Origin of the sequence: Arcanobacterium phocae, from assembly GCF_018913465.1 — a bacterium.
Taxonomy (GTDB): domain Bacteria; phylum Actinomycetota; class Actinomycetes; order Actinomycetales; family Actinomycetaceae; genus Arcanobacterium; species Arcanobacterium phocae_A.
In genome coordinates this window covers 195,073-220,144 of the sequence record NZ_JABAPM010000001.1, presented here as the reverse complement: position 1 = coordinate 220,144, position 25,072 = coordinate 195,073, and the positions used below count along the sequence as shown (strand labels likewise).

The window sequence follows — 25,072 nt, the reverse complement described above, 5'->3', positions numbered from 1 at the left end:
AGGTGAAAGTCCTTGACAGGAAAGGTAGGATATCATGTGGAAAGAAAGGACAAACCTTGGATATTACAATCGGAATCCGCGACGTTAGCGCTGCGGTGAACATTAGTGTAGATATGGCCACTGAGGAGCTCAATGCACTCGTGACTGATGTGTTAACAAACCACAAGCCACTAGTGCTGACAAGCTCAGATAATGAAACTGTGTTCGTACCAGCAGATGCCTTAGGTTACGTCCAGGTATCAGGAGCGCCACAACGGCGCGTCGGCTTCGGTTTTGCATAAAAACCAAACAGAAGCCGAATATAGAAAGCATAGGTATGACTCAAACGTCAGGAATCGCGGATACATCAAAAGCATCCGTTCCAACTAATACAGAACCAGCAGCAGATATCGAAGCAGCTGGAAAAGATCTTAACCTTGATCAAAAGACTTTTGCCGATTACGGAGTATCTGCTCCAATCGTTGAAGCTCTCGCAGAAAAAGGTATTACTCACCCTTTCCCTATTCAAGCTCTCACGCTTCCAGTAGCACTTAAGGGATCCGATATTATCGGCCAGGCGAAAACCGGAACTGGCAAGACTCTCGGCTTTGGCATTCCAATGATCCAGCGCTGTGTAGGCCCTAACGAAGAGGGGTTCGACTCACTCGAACATCCTGGAGCGCCACAAGGTCTCGTCGTCGTTCCTACTCGCGAGTTGGCTAAACAGGTGGCACAAGATCTGCGTGCAGCTGCTACCAAACGTTCAATACGGGTTGTTGAAGTCTATGGCGGTCGCGCATACGAGCCGCAAGTGAAAGAACTCGAAAAGGGCGCCGAAATCGTCGTCGGAACACCGGGACGATTAATCGATTTGATGAAACACAAGACCCTCAACCTCCACGCCGTCCGCACCGTCGTTCTCGACGAAGCAGACGAAATGCTGGATTTAGGGTTCCTTGAAGATGTTGAAAATATTTTAAGCACAACACCACCCAACCGGCATACGATGCTCTTCTCTGCAACGATGCCGGGACCAGTGGTAGCAATGGCACGTCGATACATGACGCATGCTACCCATGTCCGTGCTCAAGCTCACGACGACGATTCCACTACCGTTAAATCTGTACGCCAAGTCGTCTACCGCACCCATGCAATGAATAAGATTGAGGTTCTTTCCCGAATCCTGCAGGCACGCGGACGCGGTCTGACCATTATTTTCACCCGGACTAAGCGGGCTGCCTCACGAGTAACCGAAGATCTCGCTGCTCGAGGTTTTGCTACCGGGGCAATGCACGGCGATCTCGGACAAGGAGCTCGTGAACAAGCGTTGCGCGCCTTCCGTCATGGCAAGATTGATGTACTTGTTGCCACCGATGTCGCAGCACGCGGTATCGACGTCGATAACGTTACCCACGTGATCAACTACCAGACTCCGGAAGACGAAAAAACGTATATCCACCGGATCGGACGGACGGGTCGAGCAGGCCATTCGGGCACTGCAATCACATTCGTAGACTGGGAAGATACCCCAAAGTGGTCAGTCATCAACAAGATGCTCTCCCTAGGAATGCCAGAACCAGTAGAAACCTACCACACGTCAGACCATCTTTATACCGATCTTGACATTCCTACCGAAGTCACTGGTCGGTTACCAAAAGAGCAACGCGTCCGGGAAGGTCTAGCGGCTGAAAAGCTCGAAGACCTTGGCGAAACGGGTAAGAACGCTGGTCGTGGACGACGCCATAACGATTCGCGTGACCACCATGACAAGCACGGCTCACACAGCCGCCAACATTCGAAGCGCTCTTCTGATTCTCATGAAACACGCGAGCGCAAGCCACGCCAGCGTCGTCGTATCCGCAAATCTACAGACTGAGCACGTGACATACCATAAAAATGCATAGAAAAGCCGGCGAGAAATTCTCTCGCCGGCTTCTTTCATAAACGCGCTTAGTTCAACTCAAAAAATGCGTATTGACAATTGCCACGATGCCGTTAATCATCAGCTGCGCAGCGATAGCAGCCAAAAGCATGCCAGACAATCGCGTAAGCAGCATAATTCCGGATTCACCCAACAATTTAAGAATTGGGTTAGCAAAGCGCATTGTCAGCCACGAAATAGTCAAAACGGTGACCAAACCAAGAACTGTGGTAATGATACGAACCCAGTCATGCCCAGCGTCGTCAATAAGCAGCATGAACGCAACAATAGACCCAGGACCGGCCAACAGCGGCATACCTAATGGAACCATCGCCACGTGGAGATCGCCGTCGGACTCGCCGGGGTCCTCTTCTTGTCCCGTCAGAAGTTGGAGTGCGATAAGCAATAGCAATAGCCCACCTGATAGTTGCAATGCCGGCGCGGAAATACCCAGCGCATTGAACATCGCAAAACCAAAGAAGCCGAAGAGCAACAGCAAAATTCCAGCGATAAAATTAGACTGGAATGCGATCCGACGACGGTTACGCTCCGACGCTTTGGACGTTAAAGCCAAAAAAATCGGCAAGTTACCTGGAGGATCAATAATCACAATGAGTGTTGCGAATGCCGAGACAAACAACGACGTATCGAATGACACTAGATAACCTCCGCAAAAGTCCCGTCGATAAGCTGATAGTACACATCTTCAGATGTGGTGTTTTCTCCGAGCTTGTTTGGTTTTCCAGTACCGTGATAATCCGATGACCCGAATCGTGCAAGCCCACACCCCTTAACAATATCAGCCAACGCCGGCCGTGTATCGGCAGGATTGTCACGGTGATCTACTTCAACTCCGAAGAGACCTGCTTCAGCTAATTCTGCAAAAGCAGAATCTGGGGCAACCTTCCCGCGTGCTCGTGCCCATGGGTGCGCCCACACTGTTTTTCCGCCTGCTTGCTGGATAAATTGGACAACGTCAACTGCTTCTGGTGCATACTGACTAACATAGTAGGGCGAAGAAGAACTCAGAATCTGTTCAAACGCTTCTGACCGATTGGCAATGATGCCAAGTTTTACCAGTGCATCGGCAATGTGTGGCCGGCCAAGAACAGCATCTGGGGCTGCTTGAGCAAGAACGTCATCAAATGTGATTGGAAAGTCAACTGCCAACCGTTCAGTTATTTCTCGCGCTCGATTTTCACGTGAGGCTTGCACGGTATAAATATGGTTTCGCACAGCTTCGTTTTCCGGATCGAATAAGTAGCCGAGAATATGCACTCGTGCTCCATGGCATGTTGCCGTCAGCTCCATACCACGGACTAGCCGGACGCCAGTTTCGGTAGCTGCTGCCGCAGCACTGTTCCATCCGTCAACAGTATCGTGATCGGTGATTCCGACGACGGCGAGACCGGCCGCGCATGCTTGCAGTGCCAGTTGACTAGGCGAATCAGTTCCATCAGATGCAGTGGAGTGGGCGTGCAGATCTATCTTCATGCTTTCCATATTACTCATGGGCTCCACCGCGATATACTCACACCTCCAACTAGAGGTTAGAATCCCCTGCCATTAAGTGGGATAATGGGTTACATGAGTGAAGAAAAACAATCTTTAGAAGAGCGTGCGCATAACCGCACGCAACGTCCAAAAAGTGACGCGTTCCGTTCGTTCATCGGTGAAGACTGGGGTGCTCGCCCGGCAGGCCCGCAGCGTGCAGCTGCCGCCGATTATCTGCCAGCACGTCATTACAAGCTCGGCTCTCACTTTATCGGTGAGCGTCTAGTCTTCCCTGCCGGAGATCTGCAAGTACGCTCCAACGATACTGACTATCGTTTCCGAGCTCATTCTGCTTTCGCACACTTAACTGGTTTGGGTGGCGAAGACGAGCCAGGAGCAGTTCTTGTTCTGGAACCTCGCGCAGCAGAAAACTGCACGGATGAAGCTACCCACGATGCGACTCTGTATTTCCATCCCCGCGCATCACGCTCATCAGAAGAATTTTATGCTGATTCGCGTCATGGCGAGTTTTGGGTTGGTGCTCGTCTGTCTGCTGAAGAGATGTCCACGCTAACCGGTTTACGAGTGGCGCATATCGACTCATTGCGCGACGCCCTGGCAAAAGACCTTGGCGAGATTAGCATCCGAGTGATGCCAAGATCAGATGCCGGCATTGAGGCGATGGTTGAACAGTTACGTCAAGAGAACGGGCTTCTTTCTGATGCGACCGAAATGAATGAGCAACTAGCAGAAACCGCTTCGGAATTACGCCTTATTAAGGATGAATTCGAAATCAGCGAAATCCAAAAGGCTATCGATGTCACTCACTCTGGCTTCGATGACATCGTCGCATCCTTCCCACGGGCTCGCACGCATTGGCGTGGTGAGCGCGTGATTGAAGGCGCGTTCTTTGCTAAGGCACGCGAAGAAGGAAACGGCCTTGGATACGACACAATTGCTGCAGCCGCTAATCACGCGAATACCCTGCACTGGATCAAGAACGATGGCCCACTTGTTGACGGCACGCTTATGCTCATCGATGCTGGAGCCGAAGTTGATTCTCTCTACACTGCAGATATCACTCGAACCCTCCCGGTTTCTGGAAAGTTCTCGCCGACGCAGCGAAAGGTGTACGAAGCTGTGCTTGAAGCATGCAACTATGCCCTTGAAGTAGCTTCGCAACCTGGCGTTCGATTCCGTGATGTACATACCGCTGCTATGAGCGTCATTGCTCGTCACTTAGAAGAATGGGGTATTCTTCCAGTATCGGCTGAGGAATCACTCAAGCCAGAAAACCAGTATCATCGCCGCTGGATGCCGCACGGAACATCTCATCATCTTGGCCTTGATGTTCATGATTGCGCACAAGCAAAACGCGAGCTTTATCAAGATGCAGTTCTTGAAGAGGGCATGGTTTTCACAATCGAACCAGGCTTGTACTTCCGCGAAGACGACCTCAAGGTGCCAGAAGAATTCCGTGGCATCGGAGTTCGTATTGAAGACGACGTCGTCATCACTGCTAACGGAGCGGTACGCCTTTCTGAGCGTATTCCACGCACTGTTGAAGACGTCGAAGCATGGATGGCTCGGCTAACAAAGTAACTAGTCAAAGCTAGCATTTGACCATTAGAGCGGGTGCGCCCGCCACGACGAATAAAGGAGAGTGAAAAATGGGCACTCATGGTCCATCCCGTGTTTTTGTGGGACGCCTCGCTGGAGCTGACGTTTTCGATCCGATTGGGGATCGAGTAGGTAAGGTTAGTGACGTCGTCGTGGTTTTCCGATTACGGGGCGCCCCGCTCGCAGTGGGGCTAACTGTTGATGTTGCTGGAAAACGCCGAGTATTCGTGCCACTTACCCGAGTGACATCAATGGAAAACGGACAGGTCATTACTACCGGCCTAGTGAATATGCGACGTTTCACGCAGCGCCCGGTTGAAACGATGGCTGTTGGTGAACTTCTTGACAGGCAAGTTACCGTCATTGATTCTGGTGAACCAGCAGAAATTGAAGATCTTGCTATTGAACAAACGCGGGCACGTGAGTGGCGCGTAACCACTCTCTATGTTCGTATGGGACGCGGGGCGAAAGACGCCGGCAACACGCTATTGATCCCGACGTCCGCTGTTCGCGGTTTAGCTAGCAGAGTTTCTAGTCAAGGCGCCACTGCCCTGTTGGCGCAGATTTCCGGACTCAAGGCACCAGACGTTGCTGACATTTTGCGTGACCTGCCGGAGGACCGCTTATTGGCTGTGGCTCGCGAATTATCGGACGAACGTCTCGCTGACGTGCTGGAAGAATTAGGCGACGACGATCGCGTTGCGATCATGGAATCTCTCGACGTCGATCGTGCTGCTGACGTTCTTGAGGTTATGCAACCCGACGACGCCGCCGACTTGGTTAACGAACTTCCGGTCGCACAAGCCGAGGCGCTCCTCGAGCGTATGGAGCCAGAAGAAGCTCGCGATGTGCGTCGCCTGATGAGTTATTCTGAACGATCCGCTGGTGGTTTGATGACTACCGATCCGATTATTTTGCCACCAGACGCCTCGGTGGCGATGGCCCTTGCTCAGGCCCGTCGACCTGAATTAGCACCGGCCCTCGCCTCAGTCATGTTTGTGACCCGTCCACCTCACGAATCACCCACCGGGCGATATTTGGGTGTTGTTCATTTACAACGGGCGTTACGCGAACCGCCATCGAATATGATCGGTGGCATTATCGATCATATAGAGACGCTGTCCCCCGAGGACGGTATTGGAACGATCACACGTCTGTTAGCAACATACAACCTGACAGCACTGCCCGTCGTCGTCGACGATATGCTCGTTGGCGCAGTTTCTGTCGATGATGTGCTCGATCATCTGCTCCCAGATGATTGGCGAGAAGCAGATGAAGCCGAACTCGATGAGGCTGTTGATGCTCAACACAACCATGACGAAGAAGAGGAGGTAGACTAATGGCAAATTTTGATGAACCATCAGATAAGCGCTCGCGCCGAATTAAGAAAGCGCGCTGGGATTCAGATGCGGTAGGAGTTGTCTCGGAGCGTATCGCCCGTTTTTCTGGAACGCCGCAGTTCCTTGTCTACCTCACAATATTCGTTGCTATTTGGCTTATCTGGAATACCTGGGGGCCTGATTCATTACGCTTCGATTCAGCCGAACTTGGATTTACTGCTCTGACGCTGATGCTCTCGTTACAGGCGTCCTACGCGGCGCCCCTCATTTTGTTGGCGCAAAACCGCCAGGATGATCGTGACCGCGTCACAGCGCAACAAGACCGGTTTACCGCGGAACGAAATCTGGCAGACACGGAGTACATTACTCGCGAAATTGCCTCGCTTAGGTTGGCAATGAATGACATCGCCACCCGCGACTTCGTTCGTTCGGAAATCCGTGACCAACTTGAAATTTATCGTGAATCCAACGATGAATTACAAGCCGAATTGCAAGAAAAAAATACCAGAATTGCCCAGCTTGAAGCTCAACTTGCAGATTTTTTGGCAGCTGATGAATCCTCACAAAAGAAGGTAGACTAGAACCTATGACTATTTCTCGAGACTTAATCGATAAAGCACTGGCAACGGTGTATGATCCCGAAATCCGTCGCCCTATCACGGAGATAGGGATGGTCGGATCGGTGGACATTACCGACGACGGCCAGGTAACTGTTGGAATTAATCTTACGACGGCTGGATGTCCCCTGCGCGATAAGCTCACAATCGATGTGACTGAAGCAGTTTCTCGTGTTGAAGGCGTGACCGGCGTCAGCGTAACAATGGGCGTTATGACTGATGAGCAAAAAGCTCAACTACAGAAGACGCTGCGCGGTGGCGCACCCGAGCGTCACAACCCATTCAGCGAACCAGGATGCCTCACCCGTGTGTACGCCATTTCTTCTGGCAAAGGCGGCGTAGGCAAATCCTCAATGACGGTTAACTTGGCAACTGCTATGCAACGTCAAGGTTTGAAGGTCGGCGTCGTTGATGCAGATATTTACGGTTTTTCTATTCCACAGATGATGGGCGTTGATTCACCGCCACAGGTGGTGGACAAGATGATCATTCCGCCGATTGCGCATGATGTAAAGACCATCTCAATCGGTATGTTCATGGAAGAAAATATTCCAGTTGTGTGGCGTGGACCGATGCTTCACCGTGCACTAGAACAGTTCTTCTCCGACGTTTACTGGGGCGATCTCGATGTGCTTCTCATCGATCTGCCGCCGGGGACAGGCGACATCGCCTTGTCGGTAGCACAGTTGATTCCACAAGCTGAAATTGTTCTTGTTACAACGCCTCAAATTGCTGCGGCTGACGTTGCAGAACGCGCTGGCATGATGGCAAAGCAAACGGAACAGCGAGTAGTCGGCGTCATTGAAAACATGTCTTTCCTCGCGATGCCTGATGGTAGCAAGATGGATATCTTCGGCTCTGGCGGTGGCCAAAAAGTAGCGGATGAGCTGTCGTATATTCTCGGCTACAAAGTTCCGCTGTTGGGCCAGATTCCACTCGAGCAAACACTGCGTGAAGGTGGCGATGCCGGAGTACCACTAACAGCTCAAGATAAGGTTTCACCTGCTCGTGACGCCATCGATGCAATCGCGTCGACTCTTGGTCATCGTGCTCGTGGTCTGTCTGGAAAATCCCTCGGCGTATCCCCTGCATAGGAAGAAAGCAGATAAATGAGCATCGAAAAAGCCCAATCCTGGTTGTATGCCGAATCGTTTGCGACCGATGATGATTTTATTATCCAAGCACGTCATCAGTCTGCCGAACTAGGCATCGATCCAATAAGCCCAGCGACTGGTCAGTTTTTGTCCATGCTAGTATCCGTCAATGGTGTCAAAACAATTGCAGACATTGGTACCGGAACCGGCGTGAGTGGTTTATATTTTTTGGCCAGTTCGCAAGACTCGCAATTAACCAGTATTGATACTGATTCAGAGGCTCAGAATCTAGCGCGGCAGAACTTTGCTCATACTGGAATCAGATCTGGACGTTATCGTCTGATCAATGGCCGAAGCGCAGACATTCTTCCACGTCTAGCCCCAAACTCCTATGATCTCGTTCTAGTCGATGGCGATATCTTAGAAGCGGAAGGCGATGTGAGCGAAGCGCTACGAATGCTACGTGTAGGCGGCATCCTCGTCGTCGCTCATGCGCTCTATCACGACCGGGTTGCCGATCCTGCACGACGCGATGAGCAGACAGTAGCAATGCGTAACCTCGGCAAGACCATCCAAGAGTCTGCCGAACTGACTAGCTCGCTAATCCCGATTGGAGATGGCTTACTGGTGGCGGTTAAACGCTCATAACTCATATGTTTTGGGGCCTCTACTTAGTAGAGGCCCCAAAACATATTTCACAAAAATTTCTCAGGATATTTTCTTTAGCGATCTTGTTACCACTCGTTCTCGAATCCAAGAAACAAGAACTGCAAGTAAGTACAGAGCTAACAAGAATAATGCCTGAACGATCATCGGCCACGGACTTGGCAAGGGATTAGCGATTGCTGCAAAAACAAATGCTACAACGGTTGCCCAACGCCAACCTTTTATCATTGTTTTCGCAGACATAAGGCCTAAGAAATTCAGCACAACAAGCAATTCTGGCAATAAAAATGAGATACCAAATGCAATTACCAGCCGCATGTAAAAAGTGACATATGCATTTGCCTGCAGTAGCGAAACCGCCCCCTCAGGCACAAATGATTGTAAGATCTCTACTGCCCGCGGCGCCATCCACACTCCGCTGATCGCGCCACTGCTAAACAGAATTACTCCAACGACACCGAATAAAAGAACATAGAGCTTTTCTCTACGTTTCAAAGCAGGAGCAATAAAAAGACCCACCTGTGTTATCCACCACGGGCTTGTCAACAAGATACTAAGCCAGATAGCCACAGTTAACTTCAAGTCAAAAGCTGCCCCAATGGTCTGAAAGTTGAGTGCTAGCTCCGCATTTTGTGATTGCCTCACTGGTTCTTGAATAAACCGCATCACTGGCTCATACAAGTACCACCCGGGGACAGTCCCGATGACTATACCCAAAAGCGCTAAGACCAGCCGCTTTCGAAGCTCGCGGATATGTGCAAAAATCCCCATTCGCGCTTCTGGATTTTTAGCCACTTTATGCCTTACTTCTTATCAGTTTCCTTATGATCTGGCGTATCCGAGGACTCTGGTGGAACATCGTCTTGGAGTTCTTTCATTTCTTTTTTGAGGACTTTGGCGCTTTGCCCAATCGATTTTGCAATTGTTGGTAGTTTAGAAGCACCAAAAATAATAATCAAGACAATAATAACAACAAGAACGTGTGATGGTTTCACGGCTTCCTCCATTCGGAATTTGTCAGTTCACATATACTAACGTGTATAGATCGCAAACTTAAGTCCACTACTTCTACCCTACGTGTATTTCACATAGATAGACTAGTCTTAGCAAATAGTGACACATTGATACATACGATGCAACAACGCGTATAAATTTGCATTGGAGGACGGCCATGAGAAAAAGCAATATACTTGTCTGCTCTATTCTTGCAATCGGCATGACAGCATGCTCAGTTACACAATCGTATCCAGCCAAACCAGATGGCGTAACTGTTTTTGCCGCCGCATCCCTCCACAATGTTCTTCCCGAACTCATAAAAGAACTAGACCCAGACGCCACTGTCACTTTTAATTTTGACGGTTCTTCAGGTTTAGTTGATCAGCTTTCTAGCGGCGCCCCAGCTGATTTACTATTAACCGCAAATGAATCTAATATGAAGAAAGCTAGCGACAAAAAGCTTGTCTCGCATGCAACTATGTTCGCATCGAACACTCTGGTTCTTGTCGTACCGCGAGATAATCCGGGTAGCGTCACCGGTTTTTCTGATGGGTCACTTGACAGCAAACGACTTGTTATCTGCGCTCCGGAAGTTCCTTGCGGAGCTGCCACTCAAAAACTTGCAGAATTAAATGGCGTGGCTCTATCGCCATCGTCAGAAGAACAATCAGTGACAAGCGTTCTCGGAAAAGTGACCAGTGCAGAAGCTGATGCCGGAGTTGTTTACCGAACCGACGCAGAGGCTGCGCGCGATAAAATTCAAGTAATCGATATCGACAATGCCAATCAAGTGGTCAACAACTATATGGTGGGTTTGACCCGCAATAGCCATAATGTGGAAGCTGCTCGACATATTCTAGATCTTATTAAAAGCGAAGCTGGACAGCGAAAGCTTGGCGAGTACGGATTTTCGGTTACGGTCGGTATCCGTGAGTAACAAGCATCCAGATTTGTCGCAACGCTCCGCTTACGCTCCTTGGCTCCTAGTACCAGCACTATTAGCTCTTTGCTTTCTTTCTATTCCATTAATAGCAATATTCTGGCGAACACCTTGGGCAGTGTTCTTCGAGTTGATTGTGTCTCAAGAAGCAACAGATGCATTATGGCTATCCCTAAAAACATGCCTGGTCTCAACGGCGATTGCCACAATCCTGGGCGTGCCGCTTGCTGTTGTGCTGGCTCGGAGCAGGAATTGGTGGTCTAAACTACTGCGAGTAATAGTGCTATTACCCATGGTGTTGCCACCGGTTGTTGCGGGTCTTGCACTACTGTTGACGTGGGGACGCCAAGGACTCATAGGACGCTACCTTGAACTTGGTGGGATTTCAATCAGCTTCAGCACGTTGGCAGTTATTTTTGCGCAAGTATTTGTTTCTATGCCATTTTTGGTTATGTCATTCGAATCGGCAGTCCAAACTAACGGTAATGCCTATGAGGATACTGCACGCAGTCTAGGGGCAGACAGAAGCTATACATTTTTTCATGTCACTCTGCCGATCCTTAGCCCCTCGCTTGTTTCTTCTATCGCGCTCGCTTTTTCACGTGCGCTAGGAGAGTTTGGCGCGACAATAACGTTTGCGGGTTCCCTACAAGCAGTAACACGCACAATGCCCCTCCAAATATATTTACAACGAGAAATGGACACTGACCAGGCTCTTGCCTTAGCAGTAGTGCTGATCGGTTTAGCAACTTTAATGTTAGCAATTGCTGGTTTTTCCCATCGCCAGTGGCCTCTAGCTAGCTGGATTCGAGGTCACTTCCGCACATCTATTCCAGAGAAGGAATATACAAACAACGCTCTCCCGTCGTTGTCAGCCCCTTCAATCGCAGTCTCAGCGCATGTTGCTAGCCGAAACGTTTATATCAAAACACATTTTCCAGCGCATTCAGTGACAGCTGTTATGGGAGCTAATGGCTCTGGAAAATCTACCTTATTAGGTTTAATAGCCCGATCGTTACTACCATCATCTGGAACAGTTGTTTTCGATCCACCGCGTCCCCGCGTTGTTTCACTACAACAAACCCCACTGCTCTTTCCGCACCTGAGCGTCATTGCAAATGTAGAATTCGGTCTGCGATGTGCAGGGATGCCACGCGATAAAGCCCGGCAACGTGCTTTAACTGAATTAGCACTCGTTGATATGGCTGATTTCGCTCACCGTCGTTCAACGCAATTATCTGGCGGACAAGCTCAACGAATTGCATTAGCTCGAGCTATGGCCATCAATCCGGATGTTGTTCTCTTAGATGAGCCTTTTACTGCTCTTGATGAAACCACCACGGAGTCCTTACGACAGCAATTACGCGCTCGTCTTTCTGCAGCTCGGGTGACTACGATTATCGTGACTCATAATGTTCTCGATGCTGAATACATAGCTGATTCAATCGTTACTTTAAGCAAAGGGCGCGTGATTTCGGCTCGTAAGACTCGACGTGCTAATTAACTGTCTGTTCGTTTCCATTCGCCAGAACGCCCACCTGACTTGCGGACAATTTTGCAGTCTGCGATATAAGCGCTTCGGTCTACACCTTTGACCATATCGATGATGGATAGTGCGCCAACGGTGACAGCCGTGATCGCTTCCATCTCAACTCCAGTTCGATCCGCGGTCCGAACTGTTGCTGAAATAGCAACATGGTCCTCCTCCAAGCGGATATCGACGCTCACCCCATGAATGCCTATAACATGTGCCAGTGGGAGGAGGTCAGGGACTTTCTTTACTGACTGGATAGCACTAATACGCGCGACCGCCAGGACATCACCTTTCGGCACAGAGCCGTCTCGTAGTGCCTGCATGATACGTGGTGAACACAAAACTCTCCCGATTGCAGTAGCTTCGCGGACGGTCGGCTGCTTGCTAGTCACATCAACCATGTATGCATGACCGGCAGTATCGAGATGTGTGAAGGACATAGTCGAATCCATATGGTTCCTTTTTCAAATAAGAGTAAATGGCAAAACAGAGATTACATCGCCAACATTAATGCGTTCTACATTAGCTGGCGTGACGGCCAGAAATTGTGCTTTCGGCAACGAGCCAACAAGATGTGAACCTGAACCACCTTTAGCAGCAGGTTCAACTCCGTTTTCTCCCAAAATTGCCGGGAGGAACTGGTCGCGTCCAGTCTTGTGCTGCCAGGAAACTCCAGCTTGGCTGATAGTGAATAGATCCGCAAATCTTTTACCAGACTCGCCCTGCATAGTGCGAATAAGTGGCAAAACGAAAAGATGGAAAGAAACAAATACGCTCACCGGGTTCCCAGGAAGACATACTATTGGGATTCCATTAATAGTGCCCCATCCTTGAGGTTTGCCTGGTTGCATAGCAACTTTGGCAAAGGTGACACCGGTCGATGATAAAGCTGCTTTGACGACGTCGAATGCTCCAGCGCTGATTCCACCAGTTGTTATGATCAAATCACATTTTGTAGCAACCCGCTCTAATTGACTTATGAATTTCAGATGATCGTCAGAGTGCAACGAAACAGGTATAACAGTAGTGTTGGCATCTTGACAAAGACCAGCTACAAGGTATGAATTCGAGTCTGGGATTCGTCCCTGTTCTAGTGGCTGGCCCGGTGTGGTCAATTCTTGTCCGGTGGCAATAATACCTATTCGAAGACGGCGATGAACGCGCACTGTTCCATGTCCTAAAGCTGCGAGCGCAGCCACATGCGCCGGATTAATCCGCGTTCCTGAACGGAAAGCTACTGCCCCGCTAGCTATATCTTCACCTATGTGACGTACGTTCGCACCGGAAGCCACTTCAGAACAAGCAACAATCGATGACGGCAAAGTGGCTCGCATATTTGCCATTTGACCCTCGGTGTCTTCGACTTTCAGCACCGCATCCGCTCCGGCTGGTAGCGGAGCTCCTGTCATGATTCTGCTTGTGGTTCCTTCGGTTACCCTCAGGCGTGAAAAACCGCCTGCAGGAATATCGTCGACAACTCGAAGCACTGTCCCCGGACGAACATCCGCCGCTCTGACAGCAAATCCGTCCATCGCTGAATTAGTAAAAGGCGGAATAGCATTATGTGCCACCACATCTTCAGCCAATACTAGATGTTGTGCTTGTGCCAGTTCAACCGTCATATCTTCAACGGGAGCTCCCAGAGCAAGCACATCCCGGTAATGCTCTTCTACAGTTTTCACGTCAGTCCTTTACCGTTTCCATCGATCGCTTGATAATAGGTATCGTTCGCAGATCACTATTAAAAACATCAATAAGTGCAAGCTTTCCAGCCATAATGCTACCTACTCCAGCTACTATCTTCAGTGCTTCTGCGGCCATAAAAGACCCTACCATTCCGCACAACGGCCCAAATGTACCTTTTACTCCCGGAGAAGGCAGATCTTCGTATTTCTGCGACTGCGGATAAACATCTTGAAGTGTTGCACTCGTAGCTAAACCATCATGAAGGAACACACTAACTTGTCCATAATACGCGATCACCGCGCCCCATACATGCGGAATTTTTTGTTGCTCGCAGACACGATCGATAAGGTATCGTGTCTGAAAATTATCAGAACAGTCAATGACCAAATCGTAGGAGCTCGCAATCTGTGTTGCATTTTCAGATGTGATTCGGTAGGGATGCCGTTCAATGTGAACCCGCGGATTAAGAGCAGTTAATCTTTCTTCTGCACTTTGTGTCTTTAGGATTCCATCGTCTTCGGAGGTATGGAGAACTTGCCGTTGCAAATTTGAAATATCAACGACGTCGTCGTCGACAATTCCCAATGTTCCTACTCCCGCCGCAGCGAGGTATAACAGGACTGGCGAGCCCAATCCCCCGGCACCAATCACCAAAATTTTCGAATTCTCAACACGCTCTTGCGATCGCTCGCCGAATCCCGTTAGGCGAATATGCCTTGTATACCGCATCATTTTCCTTCCATTTGCAAGTACTCAGTTATCCTTTAGACTGATTTCATGAATCGAAACCAGATAAAATTTGCTGTCATCACTGTCTCTGATCGAGTCTCTTGTGGCGTTCGGGAGGACGAGTCTGGACCACTTGCACAAGACCTTCTCGCCCAAATTGGTGAAGTCACTTTCTACACTGTGGTACCCGATGGCATCGAACCCGTTCAAGGCGCTGTACACGATTCAATGGAAGCAGGGGCTAACATCATCCTCACCACAGGCGGAACTGGAATTACTCGTCGAGATCAAACGCCCCAAGCAATATCGTCAATCCTCACATATGATATTCCTGGAATTCCAGCTATGATCCGCGAGGGATCTAAAGTAGCTACATCTGCTTTGACCCGTTCAGTCGCTGGCGTTATTGACGATGGAAACCATCGTTCTGTTGTCATTAGTCTTCCTGGTTCTCCTAGCGGTGTCGCCGAAGGCATCTCAATAATTTCTCATCTTTTCGTTCACCTTGTCGATCAACTCAATGATGGCGACCACCCACATACACACTCCTCTCATTCCGAGCACTTTGCAAAGACTTACGCACTAGCACACGGAACTGAGGCTTCTACCGGCGCTGGCGATGTCATCATTGCTCGAGTTCAGAACACACCGATCTCGATGTCAGAACTCGAAGAGGCCGTTACAACGGATGCAGCCGGTGCAATCACAAGTTTCTGCGGCCGTGTCCGCAATCACGACCACAAAAAAGGCGTCATCAGAATCAATTATTCTGCCCACCCAAGCGCATCCGATATTGTGAAATCCATTGCCCACAAAGTTGCAACCGAACATGGGCTCCACAAAATCGCTGTTATTCACCGAGTTGGACAACTCGACGTAGGAGATGTAGCCCTCGGGGTGGCAGTTAGTTCCGACCACCGTAGGGAATCCTTCTCAGCTGTTGAAGATCTTGTAGAGCGTATCAAGCTCGATCTCCCCGTGTGGAAGAAACAAGAATTCACCGACGGCACTTCAGAGTGGTCAGGAATGGCCTAAACCTCACCCCCCAGCAAATGGGGGCAAGGCATCAATCTCGGCACCATCCAGTAGTGGGTCGTCGTCTTGCAACCGACGCCCGCTACTAATGAGAGCACATACTGCGAGATTAAGACGAAATTGCTCCCCGTGTAAGGCAGATAAGGTATTAGCTAAATCAGCAACTGTAGCATCGGGGCTCAACTCCACTGTTTCTTGACTTATCCCAGCAGTATCCGCAATGCCTGCAAAATATCTCATAAGAACAGTTTTCGACATATTTCTCCTTGTGTAAACCAGATGAATTTATCCGCCAATAGAACTCATAGTTCGTTCTGGCTGGACAAACCCATAGTCGTTTATTCCATGCCCCAAAGGCTTACCCCACATAGCTTGTTGCCAAGCGTGAACTACTTCGTCATCGTTAGCGCCTCCGCGTAGCAACGAACGTAAATCCGTTTCATCGTCACTGAATAGACAGGACCGTATGGCACCCTCTGCAGTGAGCCGAGTACGATCACACTCAGCACAGAACGGCCTCGAAACCGAACTAATGAACCCAACTTTGCCAGCTGGGAAACTATCACCATTAAATGAGCCGGCTGAAACATTCCACAACGAAGCTGGCGAACTTCCCCGTTTCGATTTCGGTTCTGGTTCTAAAACAAAATTCGCTCGCAAGATGTCGATCAATGCATCCGACGTGATCACTTCGCCTCGTTTCCATTCACCTTGAGGACCGATCGGCATGTATTCAATAAACCGAAGCGTAGCACCCAAACGCAAAGCTAGAGATAATAGTTGGCCTACTGAATGATCGTTGACTCCAGGCATGACTACCGCATTGATCTTTACTGGTGTAAAACCAACGTTAACCGCGGCTGTGATGCCCTCTAGAACATGTTCGAAACGATCACGTCTTGTCAGGGCAAGATATTCCTCACGCGATGCGGAGTCTAAGGAAATATTAACCCTATTCACGCCAGCTTTTCGCAATGCATCGGCCCGGTGCGAAAGTCCTAATCCGTTAGTCGTTAGCGAGATATCAGGTCGTCCACTATCATTAGCGAATTGGGCAGTGGCAGCAACGATGTCTTCTAGCCCTTTACGTAACAGTGGTTCACCGCCAGTAAAACGGACCTTTGTTATTCCTAGCCGCTCAACGCCTAAACGAATAAGACGAATAACTTCATCGTCGCTTAAAACCTGGGATAGCGGCAATAATGGGAGGCCCTCTTCCGGCATACAATACTGACAGCGAAGGTTACAACGGTCTGTCAGGGAAACTCGTAAATCAGTCGCGTTACGTCCAAACCGGTCAATTAAAGCTCCATCTCCTTTGCGTGAATCCTTAATATCTGCTAGACGTCCAACCACTCTCTTCTCCCTCACTTGAAATAATGACAATACTAGTGATCTGTCAATCTTTCAACTAATGGTTTCATCAGTTCAAGCGGAACTGACTCAAACGGATGTTCACGCCGATACGCACACAGCGCACATAAGTCACCCGCACTAGCTTCAACTACTACTCCGCATGAAGTACATTTCCGTATCAGCAATGTCGCCAAGGCATTTTCTTTCTGCGAAGCAGTATCAGCCCACGATGACGAACCATTGTCAGATAATGCGTCAACAGGACATAGACTTTCGCACCGGCGACATCCACGACACACTGACTCGTTATGCCATAACGTCTTTTCATTACCACTACCTCGGATAGCAAGTGCATCATGCGGACACGCCTTTACGCAAACTGCGCACATAATGCATCCTGTTGCTCGGAGTCTAATTCCCTTCGGAGACTGAACGGACTTCATTTCTGAAGCATCTATGCCGAGAAACCGAAGAGCCTGCATCGTGCGTTCTTGATCATCTGCTGCGCAATCGATCGGGGAATCAATACGCAAACCCAAGATCGCTCGACGCGGCACCGGAACATGTCCTAAATACAGTGTTTGGGCTTTACGAATCCCCAGGAATCTGCGCTTTTTCGCTGGATCAAAAAGCGAAACCTTTCCCGGAATAATTGAATTCCACACGTCCATACGTTGCGCTATCTGAGTAGTATGTGCCTGACATGGGTGAATAACTACATGGCTAGCACCAACTGTAACAAGTTGTGCGACGGTCCCAAGTGACATAGAAGCAACACATTCATCCCATACCACGACGACAGATCGCGCCCTGGCGCGCACTAAATCGACATCAGGGCATTGAAGAACAATCTCAGAAATAGGGTCTTGTGCAGCAACCCAACGCAATAGTGGAACAAGACGATCAAGCATGAGGCTCTAGAACCTGGGTCCACGATTCAATAGTTCCACGAGCTAAGGCACATATACCGCGCACCCAGGCAGTGGTGGCTGATGCTTCGGCATCCGCCAACATGTTTGGAGCCCACTGTATGATGTGCTCCTCTGTAAATACTTGTGCAAGCAGTAAAGCGGTTTGGTCTCCGTCCAACGCACCAAGGAGACACTGACCAATAAAATCTAGCTCCAACCCGATATGGTCGTCCGGCTCTGCATTATAACGGGGCGCCTGCAGTTGAAGTTTGGCATACTCTGATCGCACTTCGAGAGTCTGTTTATCGAATACCAGACGATCTTCACCACGATGGACAGATTCGTACGGCGCCACTTTAGCAGCTGCAGAAATGCCATAAAGCATATCTTGATCATTGATAATAGCTGAATCATCTTCCTCTAAATCCTGTGATGAACGAATTAGTTGGAGCCCGCGTACAGTATGGTCAGAAGACTCCACGGAGATCGGCCACTCATCAAGGAGAGCGAAAAAGTGAGCCCGAGTGTTGTGATTAGCCGGTTGGATATGCAGTCTTCCAAGAACTGTAAAAGCAGCAGCAAAAGAATCAAGTTCCATTGTTGAAAGCATGATGTTTCTCCTTAATATCAGTATCGTTACCAACGCTACCGTGCACTAAAGACATATGCACAGTCCGTTAAAGTTCCTATTTCAATAGCAATAAAAATGTGAGCTGAGAAAATCATCCCAGCTCACATTTCAGAATTCATAACGATCATCCAGAAAATGTTTGCCACGTGTTCAGGCCAGCACGCCACAACCCGTCGTAATGGATGGAACGCCCCATGAATTCGGATACTACAGCTAGAATAAACGCAATAACAATCACAGCAATCAGAATCTTGTTAGGAGTTGTAGCCAGCTTCGCTTGATTAAAGGCAAATACGCCAGCAATGACAACTGCTCCGCCTAAGAAAAGCAACCGCCACATCAGGAAGCTAGTAGAAATACCCGTAGCTACATGCTGCGTGACTTCACCGCCGTGTGCCAATATAAGCAAATACATAGGGTACGTAATGAAGATGACCACGCCAGCTGCAGTGGCCACTGCAGTCATCCCCTGCAACGAGGAACGCAACAAGGAAATAAGATCAGATCCGAACGATACACTTTGCTTGTTACGGATTTTCGCTAATGGATCGCGAGCCCACACGACAAGTAACGCTAAAGCCACAGCTAACGGTCCAGTCAGTAGCGTCGATGCAAAGAAAAATACCGGAACAGTGAAATTATTCCATGCTGGAATAGTACGAGCTGAATAATACACACCACTCATCGCAACAATAAGGAAAAGTCCAGATACAGCCGTTAGAATCGCAATGATCTCTCGCACGCCACGGCTAAACCAACCAAACCACTGTGAGACCGCAAAGGCCGCTCCAAAAGCACCAAATAACACACCTGCTAGGAGTTCACGACTCAGCCACGAAGACCCTAAATGATTCATTGTGAAGATAGCATGGAACGGATCATTCAAGTGGAAGAATGCGGCAAAGAAACCAGCAACTAGCAACGGACCAACAGCATACATTGCTGCATCTGTTATTCGGTCAATAGCTAGCACAGAGATTTTACGGTACCGTCCTACCAGCTGAATCGCGCCTAACGCCCAGAAAGCTCCTACCGACATTTGTGCTACTACGGTGAAGATAATCATGGGCAATTCATGAATATTCATCAGATCTCCTTTGGATTCGTAATCTGACCGGTGCCGGAATCCCATGCTTGAGCATCGCGATGCGGTGTAATAACAAGATGTGGCTTGGTTAAAGATGGGTCTGGCAATGGCGCCACCGAGTCCTTGTCGCCATACTTTTCACGTAATTCTTCGATTGGTCCCCAATCGAGAGCACGCGAGGGGCATGCAGAAACGCATGCAGGTTCCTTGCCCTCAGAACGGTAGTCATAACACAAATCACATTTTGTCATGTGTCCAGTTTCTGAGTTGAGTTGTGGCGCACCGTAAGGACAAGCCCACTGGCAGTACCGACAACCAACGCACTTAGATTCATCAACATACACGGTACCATCAGGGCGACGGCTCATCGCCGTGGTCGGGCATACTTCCATGCAAACTGCATTCTCGCAATGGTTACAAGAAACCGATGTATAATATGCGAATACATTAGGTTCAAAAGTGTTGCCATTAACCTGCCATGACCCACCAGAGTATTCAACAACACGTCGCCATGTTACTCCCACTGGAAGATCATGCTTATCCTTACATGCGATCTGGCAAGCTTTACAACCGTTGCACAGTGATTGGTCAAAATGGAAGCCGTACTGAGCGCCTTCTTCTGTAAAATTCTCAGTCATGCTCACTTCTCCTAGGCTTTCTTAATCTCAACAGCAATGGTGTGGACCGCATTACCACGAGCGAGTGGCGATGGGTGCAATGCTGAAAGCGTATTGGTATTGCCTCCGATATCCACAGGTAGCTCTTGGTTAGCGTCCGTTGGCGGAGCTACTTCAGACGCCGGTACTGGCTGATACCAAGCACCTTGTGGAAGTGAAGCAACTCCAGGAGCAATGCGTTCAGTTACCTTTGCTTCTATCTTTACAGTTCCACGCTCGTTATACGCAAAAACTTGGTCACCATTTTTTATGCCACGAGCAGCAGCGTCCATAGGGTTGATCCAAATTGTTTGAATATGAGCTTCGCGTAACCAATCAACATTTCCATAAGTTGAATGAGTACGTGCTTTAAAGTGATGCCCAATTAATTGGATCGGATACTTACTATCGCGTACATCAAGAGCACCTTCCCATGTAGGAACATACTCGGGCAACGGAACAAGCTTGTCGCCTTCCTTAGCCTCACGGAATTCGTCAAAGGTCCATTTTTGTGCCATTTGTTCTAGACGCTGAGAGTAAATCTCGATCTTCCCCGATGGCGTATCCAATGGATTCCTCTCAGGGTCTTCTCGGAAATCTTTCATCGACACAATTGGCCCTGCCATCTTCCGGAACAATCCCATATCTTTCCACTCTTCATAGGACGGAAGTTCCGGATCTTTCTCACGTGCTTTCACCACGGCTTCACGAAGCCATCCTTCACGATCTTTACCTTCAGTAAATTCATCTTTGACACCTAGCCGTTCAGCTAATTCACTGCAAATCGTATACACGTCTTTGCATTCGTATAGGGGCTTGATCGCCTGGGAGGACAAAATACCGTACGCCATTGGAGAACCGTTTTCGCCAGGATGAAGATCGAATTCTTCGGCGGCAGATGTCCCTGGCAACACATAATCGGCGTACCGACACGATACCGTCATTTGAATATCGCAGTCTACAATAAGCTCACACTTAGACTCGTCTTGCAAAATCTCAACGGATTTATTGTTATCCCCAGTCTGGTTAACGATCGAATTGCCGCTGTATTGCCAAACCATTTTGATGGGCACATCTAGTTTGACGTTACTCGGATTACCGTTCTCATCCACTGGTACTTTAAAGTCGCGCACACCTTCTTCTGGCTTTTCCATAACTCCAGAGTTAAAGGTATCCATCTTCGGCCCATGGTCAACTGCATCAAGCCAGCTGAATACAGGGATGATTTTCATCGACGGATTAGGCTTACTCGCAGTCAATAATTTTTTAATTGGTAGGCCGGGCGAAGATTCGCGCGCGCCGTTGCCTCCACCAGCAATACCAATATTGCCAGTGACACACGCAAGCAAAAAGATAGATCGTGCCGTATTTTCCCCATTTGCATGGCGTTGCGGTCCCCATCCTTGGGTAATAGCGCACGGCTTAGCCCCCGCAATATCCCGAGCAAGTCGACGAATAACAGCAGCCGGAACTCCCGTTATATCTGCCGCCCACTCAGGTGTCTTTTCGATCCCATCCTTCTTACCTTCAACGTAAGAACGGTACGAGGCGTTCGCCGGGGCCCCTTCAGGCATATGATCTTCATCAAAACCAACACAATATTTATCTAGGAATTCTTGATCATGCAAATTTTCTTCGAGCATGACCCAGATCATTCCAGCAATAAGCGCGGCATCAGTGCCCGGACGCAATGCTATCCATTCGTCCGCCAGATCAAGAGCGGTTTCAGAATAGCGTGGATCTATAACGATAGTTCGAACACCCGATTTTTTCCGAGTTTGCTGACTCACAAAAGTCAGACCACCGCCAGACATACGAGTCTCTAGTGGGTTATTTCCGAACATGACCTGCAGTTTTGCGTTTGCAGCGTCATCTAATGAATTTGATCCCTTCCAGCTTCCATAAAAATAAGGGTATGCAGAAGTAATTTCTGTCGTCGAATAGTCCGAGTAGTGGTCAAGATATCCACCCCAGCAATTTAGCAGCCGAGCAAACGCAGTAGCATCTGGCGGCCAAGACGTGGAGACCACAGCCCCAAGTGTTCCAGTACCGTAGTTAACGTAAAACGCTTCATTCCCATATTCGGATTTAATTTCTTTCATCTTGGCAGCGATTTCATCAAGCGCTTGCTCCCACGAAATCTCTTCCCACTGCCCTTCGCCACGTTTGGTACCTGGCTTGCGTTTAAGCGGTTTCTTTAATCGGTCAGGATTATAAATACGGTGACGGATAGAACGACCACGAACACATGCGCGAACTGATTGTCCGCCTAATTCATTTGTTCCGGTATCGTCTGGAAGGACCCGAAGGATAGTGCCATCTTTAACTTCGAGACGCACCGGACACCGGGACCCACAGTTCACTGTGCAAGCAGACCATACAAGCTTTGATTCATCCTTACTGGAACTTTCCGCTGCAGAACTCAATAAAGCTGAACCGCCCATTCCCACGAGAGTTGCACTTCCAGCAGCCACACCCGACCATTTCAGAAATGACCGACGTGAAATATCCAATACGCCGTCGTGATTCCCAGTTTGATCAACCAAGAGATCCTCCTCATTTTCTATCGACCCTAGGACACTACTCCCCTTGTTACTGCCGATAGTATGAGTAATGAACACGCGTTCAATAGGCTGAAGGTCCCTAATTAGACGGTTTAATATTTACGCAACAAAAATCAATCAAAATAAAACATTCATTGATTAAGCAACTCCCCCACAACGACCTTAGGCCTACCTAATTTTCAGCAAGAAAGATCTTGTTTCAACAGGTAATGGCGTATACTCTAGTTAAATTTACAAACATCCATACCATGAGGATTTTCAGTGACATCTTCATCGATTAAAAACACTGACCCACGGTTTATTCGCTCCCGCGGGCTACTCCGAGACGCACTATTATCACTCGCTTTAGATTTCCGACCCGAAGACATTAAAATCGCCGACCTGACTAGAGCTGCTGGAGTCTCACGTGGCACTTTCTACGCCCACGCATCCACTCCGTCCGAATTGTTGGCAGATTTCCTTATTGAAGAACTGTCCGATAATTTTTCACGCATATCAACTTTAGTCCACGACGAGACCAACCAATATTTACTCAGATGGCGTGACATCTATATTAAATTACTCCATCATGTCCAAAGCCACGCCCCCATTTACCGTCACATTTTCTTAGATAAACCCGAGTCTCTTGCACTGGGGTATCTCACAGCTTATTTCCGAAAAGAAATCACAAACTACGTACGCGGGTTCGTTCGATATAACGATGAGCCGCTCTCCGAACTGTGGATCACTATGGCGACCGAGCAACAAGTTCACAATACGATAGTTATTATTACATCTTGGCTCGAAACTAATATGGAATCCTCACCAGAACTTGCGATGAACACATTTATGAGTCTGGTTCCACCATGGCAATTGGCTAAGCTTAGTAGTGATGGACGTATTTCGCTCCGTCGAACTCGAGCGCTCCATGCTATGTTAAATACCCGAGCTGGACAGCCAATAGAAAGAGGCAACGATGTTTGGAATCAACGGCACTGAATTTGTTATTGTGCTTATCGTTGGCGTCATCGTGCTTGGTCCCTCTCGCGCAGCACAGGCAATCGTGTGGCTCCAACGGGGAATTGCGAAGTTACGCAAATGGTCCGCACAGATGCGGGAGTACACTGCTGAGCTTCGGTCAATGGAAACCAGTAGCGCTAACGACATTAACGATGCACTAAACGAATTAAATCCTAGCAAGCTCGACCCTAGGTTAATGATAAAGGAAGCTGTGGCCGAAGAAATGCAGCTGTGGTTAAAAGAAGCCAATATCAAACAAACTCATCCATCATCTCAACCCATGGAAGGTTCACATGACACGCAAAGATGACCCCGAAGTAATGGCCCGAATGGAATCATGGCTCGACAGCGTTAATAACGAATTAGAGCTTGACCCTCAGATTATTGCCCGTCACAAAGCATCACTGCTTCGGCTCATTTCCACAGTTGCCCACGGACCATCTCGTCCAGGCGCACCGTTAACCGCTTTCCTTGTCGGATATGCAGCCGCATCAACTGACATAAATCCGGATGAGCTCATTGCTCGGTTAGAACAACTAGCTGAAAAGTTCCCCAGTGTCGACTGATGCAACAATTAATGGAGTCCTCTTCTTAGGTGGTGGACGGGCTAAACGCCTCAATGGCGTTTCAAAACCCCATTTCACAATCAATGGAAAGACTCTTCTTGAGTATGGGCTGACATGCGTAAATCGCACAATCGGTTCAGTACCATGTATTGCAATAACAGCACCAGATGATCGCATACCTCGCGGTATGCAAAGCACACTAGAGGATCCCCCATTTGGCGGCCCCATCGCTGGATTAAGGGCCGGATTAGCCACGCTACAAAATTTGTCGACACCCGCTTCAGATGATTCGCTTGTTGCAGTTTTTCCCGCCGATTCACCGCTCGCCCCACTTCTCATACCTGAGCTCACGCTAGCTTCTCATCAGCACGACGGAGCAATTGTGTCATGGGGTAACCGGCTTAATTATTTGATCGGGGTATATCGATTCAATAAATTAAACTCAATTTTACCTAATCCAGCCCACGGATACTCGGCACACAGCGTACTCGATCAGCTCAATGTGGCAATCGTGGACGATGCCAGCCACCTCAGCGTTGATGTCGATTACTCGTCCGACGTCTCTCAAGTCCGCAGGCTTTTAGGCATACACAACTTACTAGAAGAACAGTCGTAATCGCTCATCGTTCGTTAGTAATGCCAAACGATGCC

General features: G+C 48.9%; 28 protein-coding genes. 14 read left to right on the top strand and 14 right to left on the bottom strand.

The genetic code is table 11. The features are described 5' to 3' along the window. Nucleotides 1-56 precede the first annotated feature (56 nt). Nucleotides 57-281, top strand: coding sequence for a DUF3107 domain-containing protein (locus KSO86_RS01055; RefSeq protein ID WP_216378304.1), 225 nt, complete (start codon nt 57-59; stop codon nt 279-281). Nucleotides 282-316: 35 nt separating this feature from the next. Beyond that, nucleotides 317-1,855 (top strand): DEAD/DEAH box helicase, encoded by a 1,539-nt coding sequence (locus KSO86_RS01050; RefSeq protein WP_216378305.1) that lies wholly within the window; start codon nt 317-319, stop codon nt 1,853-1,855. Between the two features lie 79 nt (nt 1,856-1,934). On the opposite strand, the gene KSO86_RS01045 is transcribed toward KSO86_RS01050, so the two are convergent. Next, nucleotides 1,935-2,558, bottom strand: a complete 624-nt coding sequence (locus KSO86_RS01045) for a MarC family protein (protein ID WP_216378306.1) — start codon at nt 2,556-2,558, stop codon at nt 1,935-1,937. Continuing rightward, complete coding sequence (locus KSO86_RS01040; RefSeq protein WP_253281421.1) at nt 2,558-3,412, bottom strand: PHP domain-containing protein; 855 nt, start codon at nt 3,410-3,412, stop codon at nt 2,558-2,560. Before KSO86_RS01040 ends, KSO86_RS01045 begins: the two co-directional genes overlap by 1 nt. A 75-nt stretch (nt 3,413-3,487) precedes the next feature. On the opposite strand from KSO86_RS01040, the gene KSO86_RS01035 reads away from it, so the two are divergent. From KSO86_RS01035 to KSO86_RS01015, 5 genes are all read left to right on the top strand, one after another. Beyond that, nucleotides 3,488-4,996: an aminopeptidase P family protein gene (locus KSO86_RS01035; protein WP_216378308.1), complete on the top strand. Its 1,509-nt coding sequence runs from the start codon at nt 3,488-3,490 to the stop codon at nt 4,994-4,996. Between the two features lie 68 nt (nt 4,997-5,064). Continuing rightward, a complete protein-coding gene (locus KSO86_RS01030) occupies nt 5,065-6,354 on the top strand; it encodes a magnesium transporter MgtE N-terminal domain-containing protein (protein ID WP_216378309.1) in 1,290 nt (429 codons plus the stop codon). Further along, nucleotides 6,354-6,935 carry a DUF1003 domain-containing protein gene (locus KSO86_RS01025; RefSeq protein WP_216378310.1) on the top strand — a complete coding sequence of 194 codons (582 nt, stop codon included), beginning with the start codon at nt 6,354-6,356 and terminating at the stop codon, nt 6,933-6,935. The genes KSO86_RS01030 and KSO86_RS01025 overlap by 1 nt, the downstream gene beginning before the upstream one ends. A 5-nt stretch (nt 6,936-6,940) precedes the next feature. Continuing rightward, nucleotides 6,941-8,065: an Mrp/NBP35 family ATP-binding protein gene (locus KSO86_RS01020; RefSeq protein WP_216431731.1), complete on the top strand. Its 1,125-nt coding sequence runs from the start codon at nt 6,941-6,943 to the stop codon at nt 8,063-8,065. A 15-nt stretch (nt 8,066-8,080) separates the two neighbouring features. Beyond that, the gene (locus tag KSO86_RS01015) at nt 8,081-8,713 is read left to right on the top strand and encodes an O-methyltransferase (protein WP_216378312.1); all 633 of its coding nucleotides are present in this window, start codon (nt 8,081-8,083) and stop codon (nt 8,711-8,713) included. Between the two features lie 60 nt (nt 8,714-8,773). Here the strand turns inward: KSO86_RS01015 and tatC are convergent, their stop codons facing one another. Both tatC and KSO86_RS01005 read right to left on the bottom strand, forming a co-directional pair. Next, nucleotides 8,774-9,526, bottom strand: a complete 753-nt coding sequence (tatC, locus tag KSO86_RS01010) for a twin-arginine translocase subunit TatC (RefSeq protein WP_436231414.1) — start codon at nt 9,524-9,526, stop codon at nt 8,774-8,776. Nucleotides 9,527-9,534: 8 nt separating this feature from the next. After that, the gene (locus KSO86_RS01005) at nt 9,535-9,726 is read right to left on the bottom strand and encodes a twin-arginine translocase TatA/TatE family subunit (protein ID WP_308165718.1); all 192 of its coding nucleotides are present in this window, start codon (nt 9,724-9,726) and stop codon (nt 9,535-9,537) included. A gap of 176 nt (nt 9,727-9,902) precedes the next feature. Here KSO86_RS01005 and modA point away from each other — a divergent pair, with 176 nt between their 5' ends. Together modA and KSO86_RS00995 are read left to right on the top strand one after the other, a co-directional pair. Continuing rightward, a complete protein-coding gene (modA, locus tag KSO86_RS01000; protein ID WP_216378314.1) occupies nt 9,903-10,664 on the top strand; it encodes a molybdate ABC transporter substrate-binding protein in 762 nt (253 codons plus the stop codon). Next, nucleotides 10,657-12,171 carry an ABC transporter permease gene (locus tag KSO86_RS00995; protein ID WP_366493270.1) on the top strand — a complete coding sequence of 505 codons (1,515 nt, stop codon included), beginning with the start codon at nt 10,657-10,659 and terminating at the stop codon, nt 12,169-12,171. Before modA ends, KSO86_RS00995 begins: the two co-directional genes overlap by 8 nt. On the opposite strand, the gene moaC is transcribed toward KSO86_RS00995, so the two are convergent. Genes moaC through KSO86_RS00980 form a run of 3 tightly spaced genes read right to left on the bottom strand, consistent with a single transcriptional unit; the run spans nt 12,168 to nt 14,619 of the window. Then, the gene (moaC, locus tag KSO86_RS00990; protein ID WP_216378315.1) at nt 12,168-12,641 is read right to left on the bottom strand and encodes a cyclic pyranopterin monophosphate synthase MoaC; all 474 of its coding nucleotides are present in this window, start codon (nt 12,639-12,641) and stop codon (nt 12,168-12,170) included. The genes KSO86_RS00995 and moaC overlap by 4 nt on opposite strands. A 24-nt stretch (nt 12,642-12,665) precedes the next feature. Continuing rightward, complete coding sequence (locus tag KSO86_RS00985; protein WP_216378316.1) at nt 12,666-13,883, bottom strand: molybdopterin molybdotransferase MoeA; 1,218 nt, start codon at nt 13,881-13,883, stop codon at nt 12,666-12,668. 1 nt (nt 13,884) lies between these two features. Next, entirely contained in the window at nt 13,885-14,619 is a 735-nt protein-coding gene (locus KSO86_RS00980; protein ID WP_253280482.1) for a HesA/MoeB/ThiF family protein, read from the bottom strand. 45 nt (nt 14,620-14,664) lie between these two features. Between KSO86_RS00980 and KSO86_RS00975 the strand changes: the two genes are divergently transcribed. Further along, nucleotides 14,665-15,651: a molybdenum cofactor biosynthesis protein MoaE gene (locus tag KSO86_RS00975; protein WP_216378317.1), complete on the top strand. Its 987-nt coding sequence runs from the start codon at nt 14,665-14,667 to the stop codon at nt 15,649-15,651. Between the two features lie 3 nt (nt 15,652-15,654). Here KSO86_RS00975 and KSO86_RS00970 read toward each other — a convergent pair whose 3' ends face one another. The 7 genes from KSO86_RS00970 to KSO86_RS00940 all read right to left on the bottom strand — a co-directional run bounded on the left by KSO86_RS00970 (nt 15,655) and on the right by KSO86_RS00940 (nt 22,838). Beyond that, a complete protein-coding gene (locus KSO86_RS00970) occupies nt 15,655-15,909 on the bottom strand; it encodes a MoaD/ThiS family protein (RefSeq protein WP_216378318.1) in 255 nt (84 codons plus the stop codon). 27 nt (nt 15,910-15,936) lie between these two features. Further along, nucleotides 15,937-17,007 carry a GTP 3',8-cyclase MoaA gene (gene moaA / locus KSO86_RS00965; protein WP_366493273.1) on the bottom strand — a complete coding sequence of 357 codons (1,071 nt, stop codon included), beginning with the start codon at nt 17,005-17,007 and terminating at the stop codon, nt 15,937-15,939. Between the two features lie 32 nt (nt 17,008-17,039). Continuing rightward, nucleotides 17,040-17,918, bottom strand: coding sequence for a 4Fe-4S dicluster domain-containing protein (locus KSO86_RS00960; protein WP_216378319.1), 879 nt, complete (start codon nt 17,916-17,918; stop codon nt 17,040-17,042). Next, nucleotides 17,911-18,528: a TorD/DmsD family molecular chaperone gene (locus tag KSO86_RS00955; protein WP_216378320.1), complete on the bottom strand. Its 618-nt coding sequence runs from the start codon at nt 18,526-18,528 to the stop codon at nt 17,911-17,913. Before KSO86_RS00955 ends, KSO86_RS00960 begins: the two co-directional genes overlap by 8 nt. Before the next feature lie 145 nt (nt 18,529-18,673). After that, on the bottom strand, nt 18,674-19,636 hold the full coding sequence (locus KSO86_RS00950) for a dimethyl sulfoxide reductase anchor subunit family protein (protein ID WP_216431729.1): 963 nt from the start codon (nt 19,634-19,636) through the stop codon (nt 18,674-18,676). Continuing rightward, nucleotides 19,636-20,274 (bottom strand): DMSO/selenate family reductase complex B subunit, encoded by a 639-nt coding sequence (locus tag KSO86_RS00945; protein WP_216378322.1) that lies wholly within the window; start codon nt 20,272-20,274, stop codon nt 19,636-19,638. Before KSO86_RS00945 ends, KSO86_RS00950 begins: the two co-directional genes overlap by 1 nt. 11 nt (nt 20,275-20,285) lie before the next feature. After that, nucleotides 20,286-22,838, bottom strand: a complete 2,553-nt coding sequence (locus KSO86_RS00940; protein ID WP_216378323.1) for a DMSO/selenate family reductase complex A subunit — start codon at nt 22,836-22,838, stop codon at nt 20,286-20,288. Nucleotides 22,839-23,117: 279 nt separating this feature from the next. On the opposite strand from KSO86_RS00940, the gene KSO86_RS00935 reads away from it, so the two are divergent. The 4 genes from KSO86_RS00935 to mobA are packed head-to-tail and all read left to right on the top strand — an operon-like array spanning nt 23,118 to nt 25,037. Then, a complete protein-coding gene (locus KSO86_RS00935) occupies nt 23,118-23,834 on the top strand; it encodes a TetR/AcrR family transcriptional regulator (protein ID WP_216378324.1) in 717 nt (238 codons plus the stop codon). After that, on the top strand, nt 23,812-24,165 hold the full coding sequence (locus tag KSO86_RS00930) for a twin-arginine translocase TatA/TatE family subunit (RefSeq protein WP_216378325.1): 354 nt from the start codon (nt 23,812-23,814) through the stop codon (nt 24,163-24,165). Before KSO86_RS00935 ends, KSO86_RS00930 begins: the two co-directional genes overlap by 23 nt. Continuing rightward, on the top strand, nt 24,149-24,421 hold the full coding sequence (locus tag KSO86_RS00925; RefSeq protein WP_216378326.1) for a DUF6457 domain-containing protein: 273 nt from the start codon (nt 24,149-24,151) through the stop codon (nt 24,419-24,421). The genes KSO86_RS00930 and KSO86_RS00925 overlap by 17 nt, the downstream gene beginning before the upstream one ends. Continuing rightward, nucleotides 24,411-25,037: a molybdenum cofactor guanylyltransferase gene (gene mobA / locus KSO86_RS00920; RefSeq protein WP_216378327.1), complete on the top strand. Its 627-nt coding sequence runs from the start codon at nt 24,411-24,413 to the stop codon at nt 25,035-25,037. Before KSO86_RS00925 ends, mobA begins: the two co-directional genes overlap by 11 nt. Nucleotides 25,038-25,072 lie beyond the last annotated feature (35 nt).

Excerpts from the sequence above, each read along its gene's own strand:
- KSO86_RS00980 (WP_253280482.1), bottom strand. The coding sequence starts at position 14,619 with ATGATGCGGTATACAAGGCATATTCGCCTAACGGGATTCGGCGAGCGA.
- KSO86_RS01015 (WP_216378312.1), top strand. The coding sequence starts at position 8,081 with ATGAGCATCGAAAAAGCCCAATCCTGGTTGTATGCCGAATCGTTTGCG.
- KSO86_RS00970 (WP_216378318.1), bottom strand. The coding sequence starts at position 15,909 with ATGTCGAAAACTGTTCTTATGAGATATTTTGCAGGCATTGCGGATACT.
- KSO86_RS00960 (WP_216378319.1), bottom strand. The coding sequence starts at position 17,918 with ATGCTTGATCGTCTTGTTCCACTATTGCGTTGGGTTGCTGCACAAGAC.
- modA (WP_216378314.1), top strand. The coding sequence starts at position 9,903 with ATGAGAAAAAGCAATATACTTGTCTGCTCTATTCTTGCAATCGGCATG.
- KSO86_RS00945 (WP_216378322.1), bottom strand. The coding sequence starts at position 20,274 with ATGACTGAGAATTTTACAGAAGAAGGCGCTCAGTACGGCTTCCATTTT.
- KSO86_RS00950 (WP_216431729.1), bottom strand. The coding sequence starts at position 19,636 with ATGAATATTCATGAATTGCCCATGATTATCTTCACCGTAGTAGCACAA.
- KSO86_RS01030 (WP_216378309.1), top strand. The coding sequence starts at position 5,065 with ATGGGCACTCATGGTCCATCCCGTGTTTTTGTGGGACGCCTCGCTGGA.
- KSO86_RS01040 (WP_253281421.1), bottom strand. The coding sequence starts at position 3,412 with ATGAGTAATATGGAAAGCATGAAGATAGATCTGCACGCCCACTCCACT.
- KSO86_RS01020 (WP_216431731.1), top strand. The coding sequence starts at position 6,941 with ATGACTATTTCTCGAGACTTAATCGATAAAGCACTGGCAACGGTGTAT.
- KSO86_RS01035 (WP_216378308.1), top strand. The coding sequence starts at position 3,488 with ATGAGTGAAGAAAAACAATCTTTAGAAGAGCGTGCGCATAACCGCACG.
- KSO86_RS00925 (WP_216378326.1), top strand. The coding sequence starts at position 24,149 with ATGACACGCAAAGATGACCCCGAAGTAATGGCCCGAATGGAATCATGG.
- KSO86_RS00955 (WP_216378320.1), bottom strand. The coding sequence starts at position 18,528 with ATGCTTTCAACAATGGAACTTGATTCTTTTGCTGCTGCTTTTACAGTT.
- KSO86_RS01050 (WP_216378305.1), top strand. The coding sequence starts at position 317 with ATGACTCAAACGTCAGGAATCGCGGATACATCAAAAGCATCCGTTCCA.
- KSO86_RS00975 (WP_216378317.1), top strand. The coding sequence starts at position 14,665 with ATGAATCGAAACCAGATAAAATTTGCTGTCATCACTGTCTCTGATCGA.
- KSO86_RS01025 (WP_216378310.1), top strand. The coding sequence starts at position 6,354 with ATGGCAAATTTTGATGAACCATCAGATAAGCGCTCGCGCCGAATTAAG.
- moaC (WP_216378315.1), bottom strand. The coding sequence starts at position 12,641 with ATGTCCTTCACACATCTCGATACTGCCGGTCATGCATACATGGTTGAT.
- KSO86_RS00930 (WP_216378325.1), top strand. The coding sequence starts at position 23,812 with ATGTTTGGAATCAACGGCACTGAATTTGTTATTGTGCTTATCGTTGGC.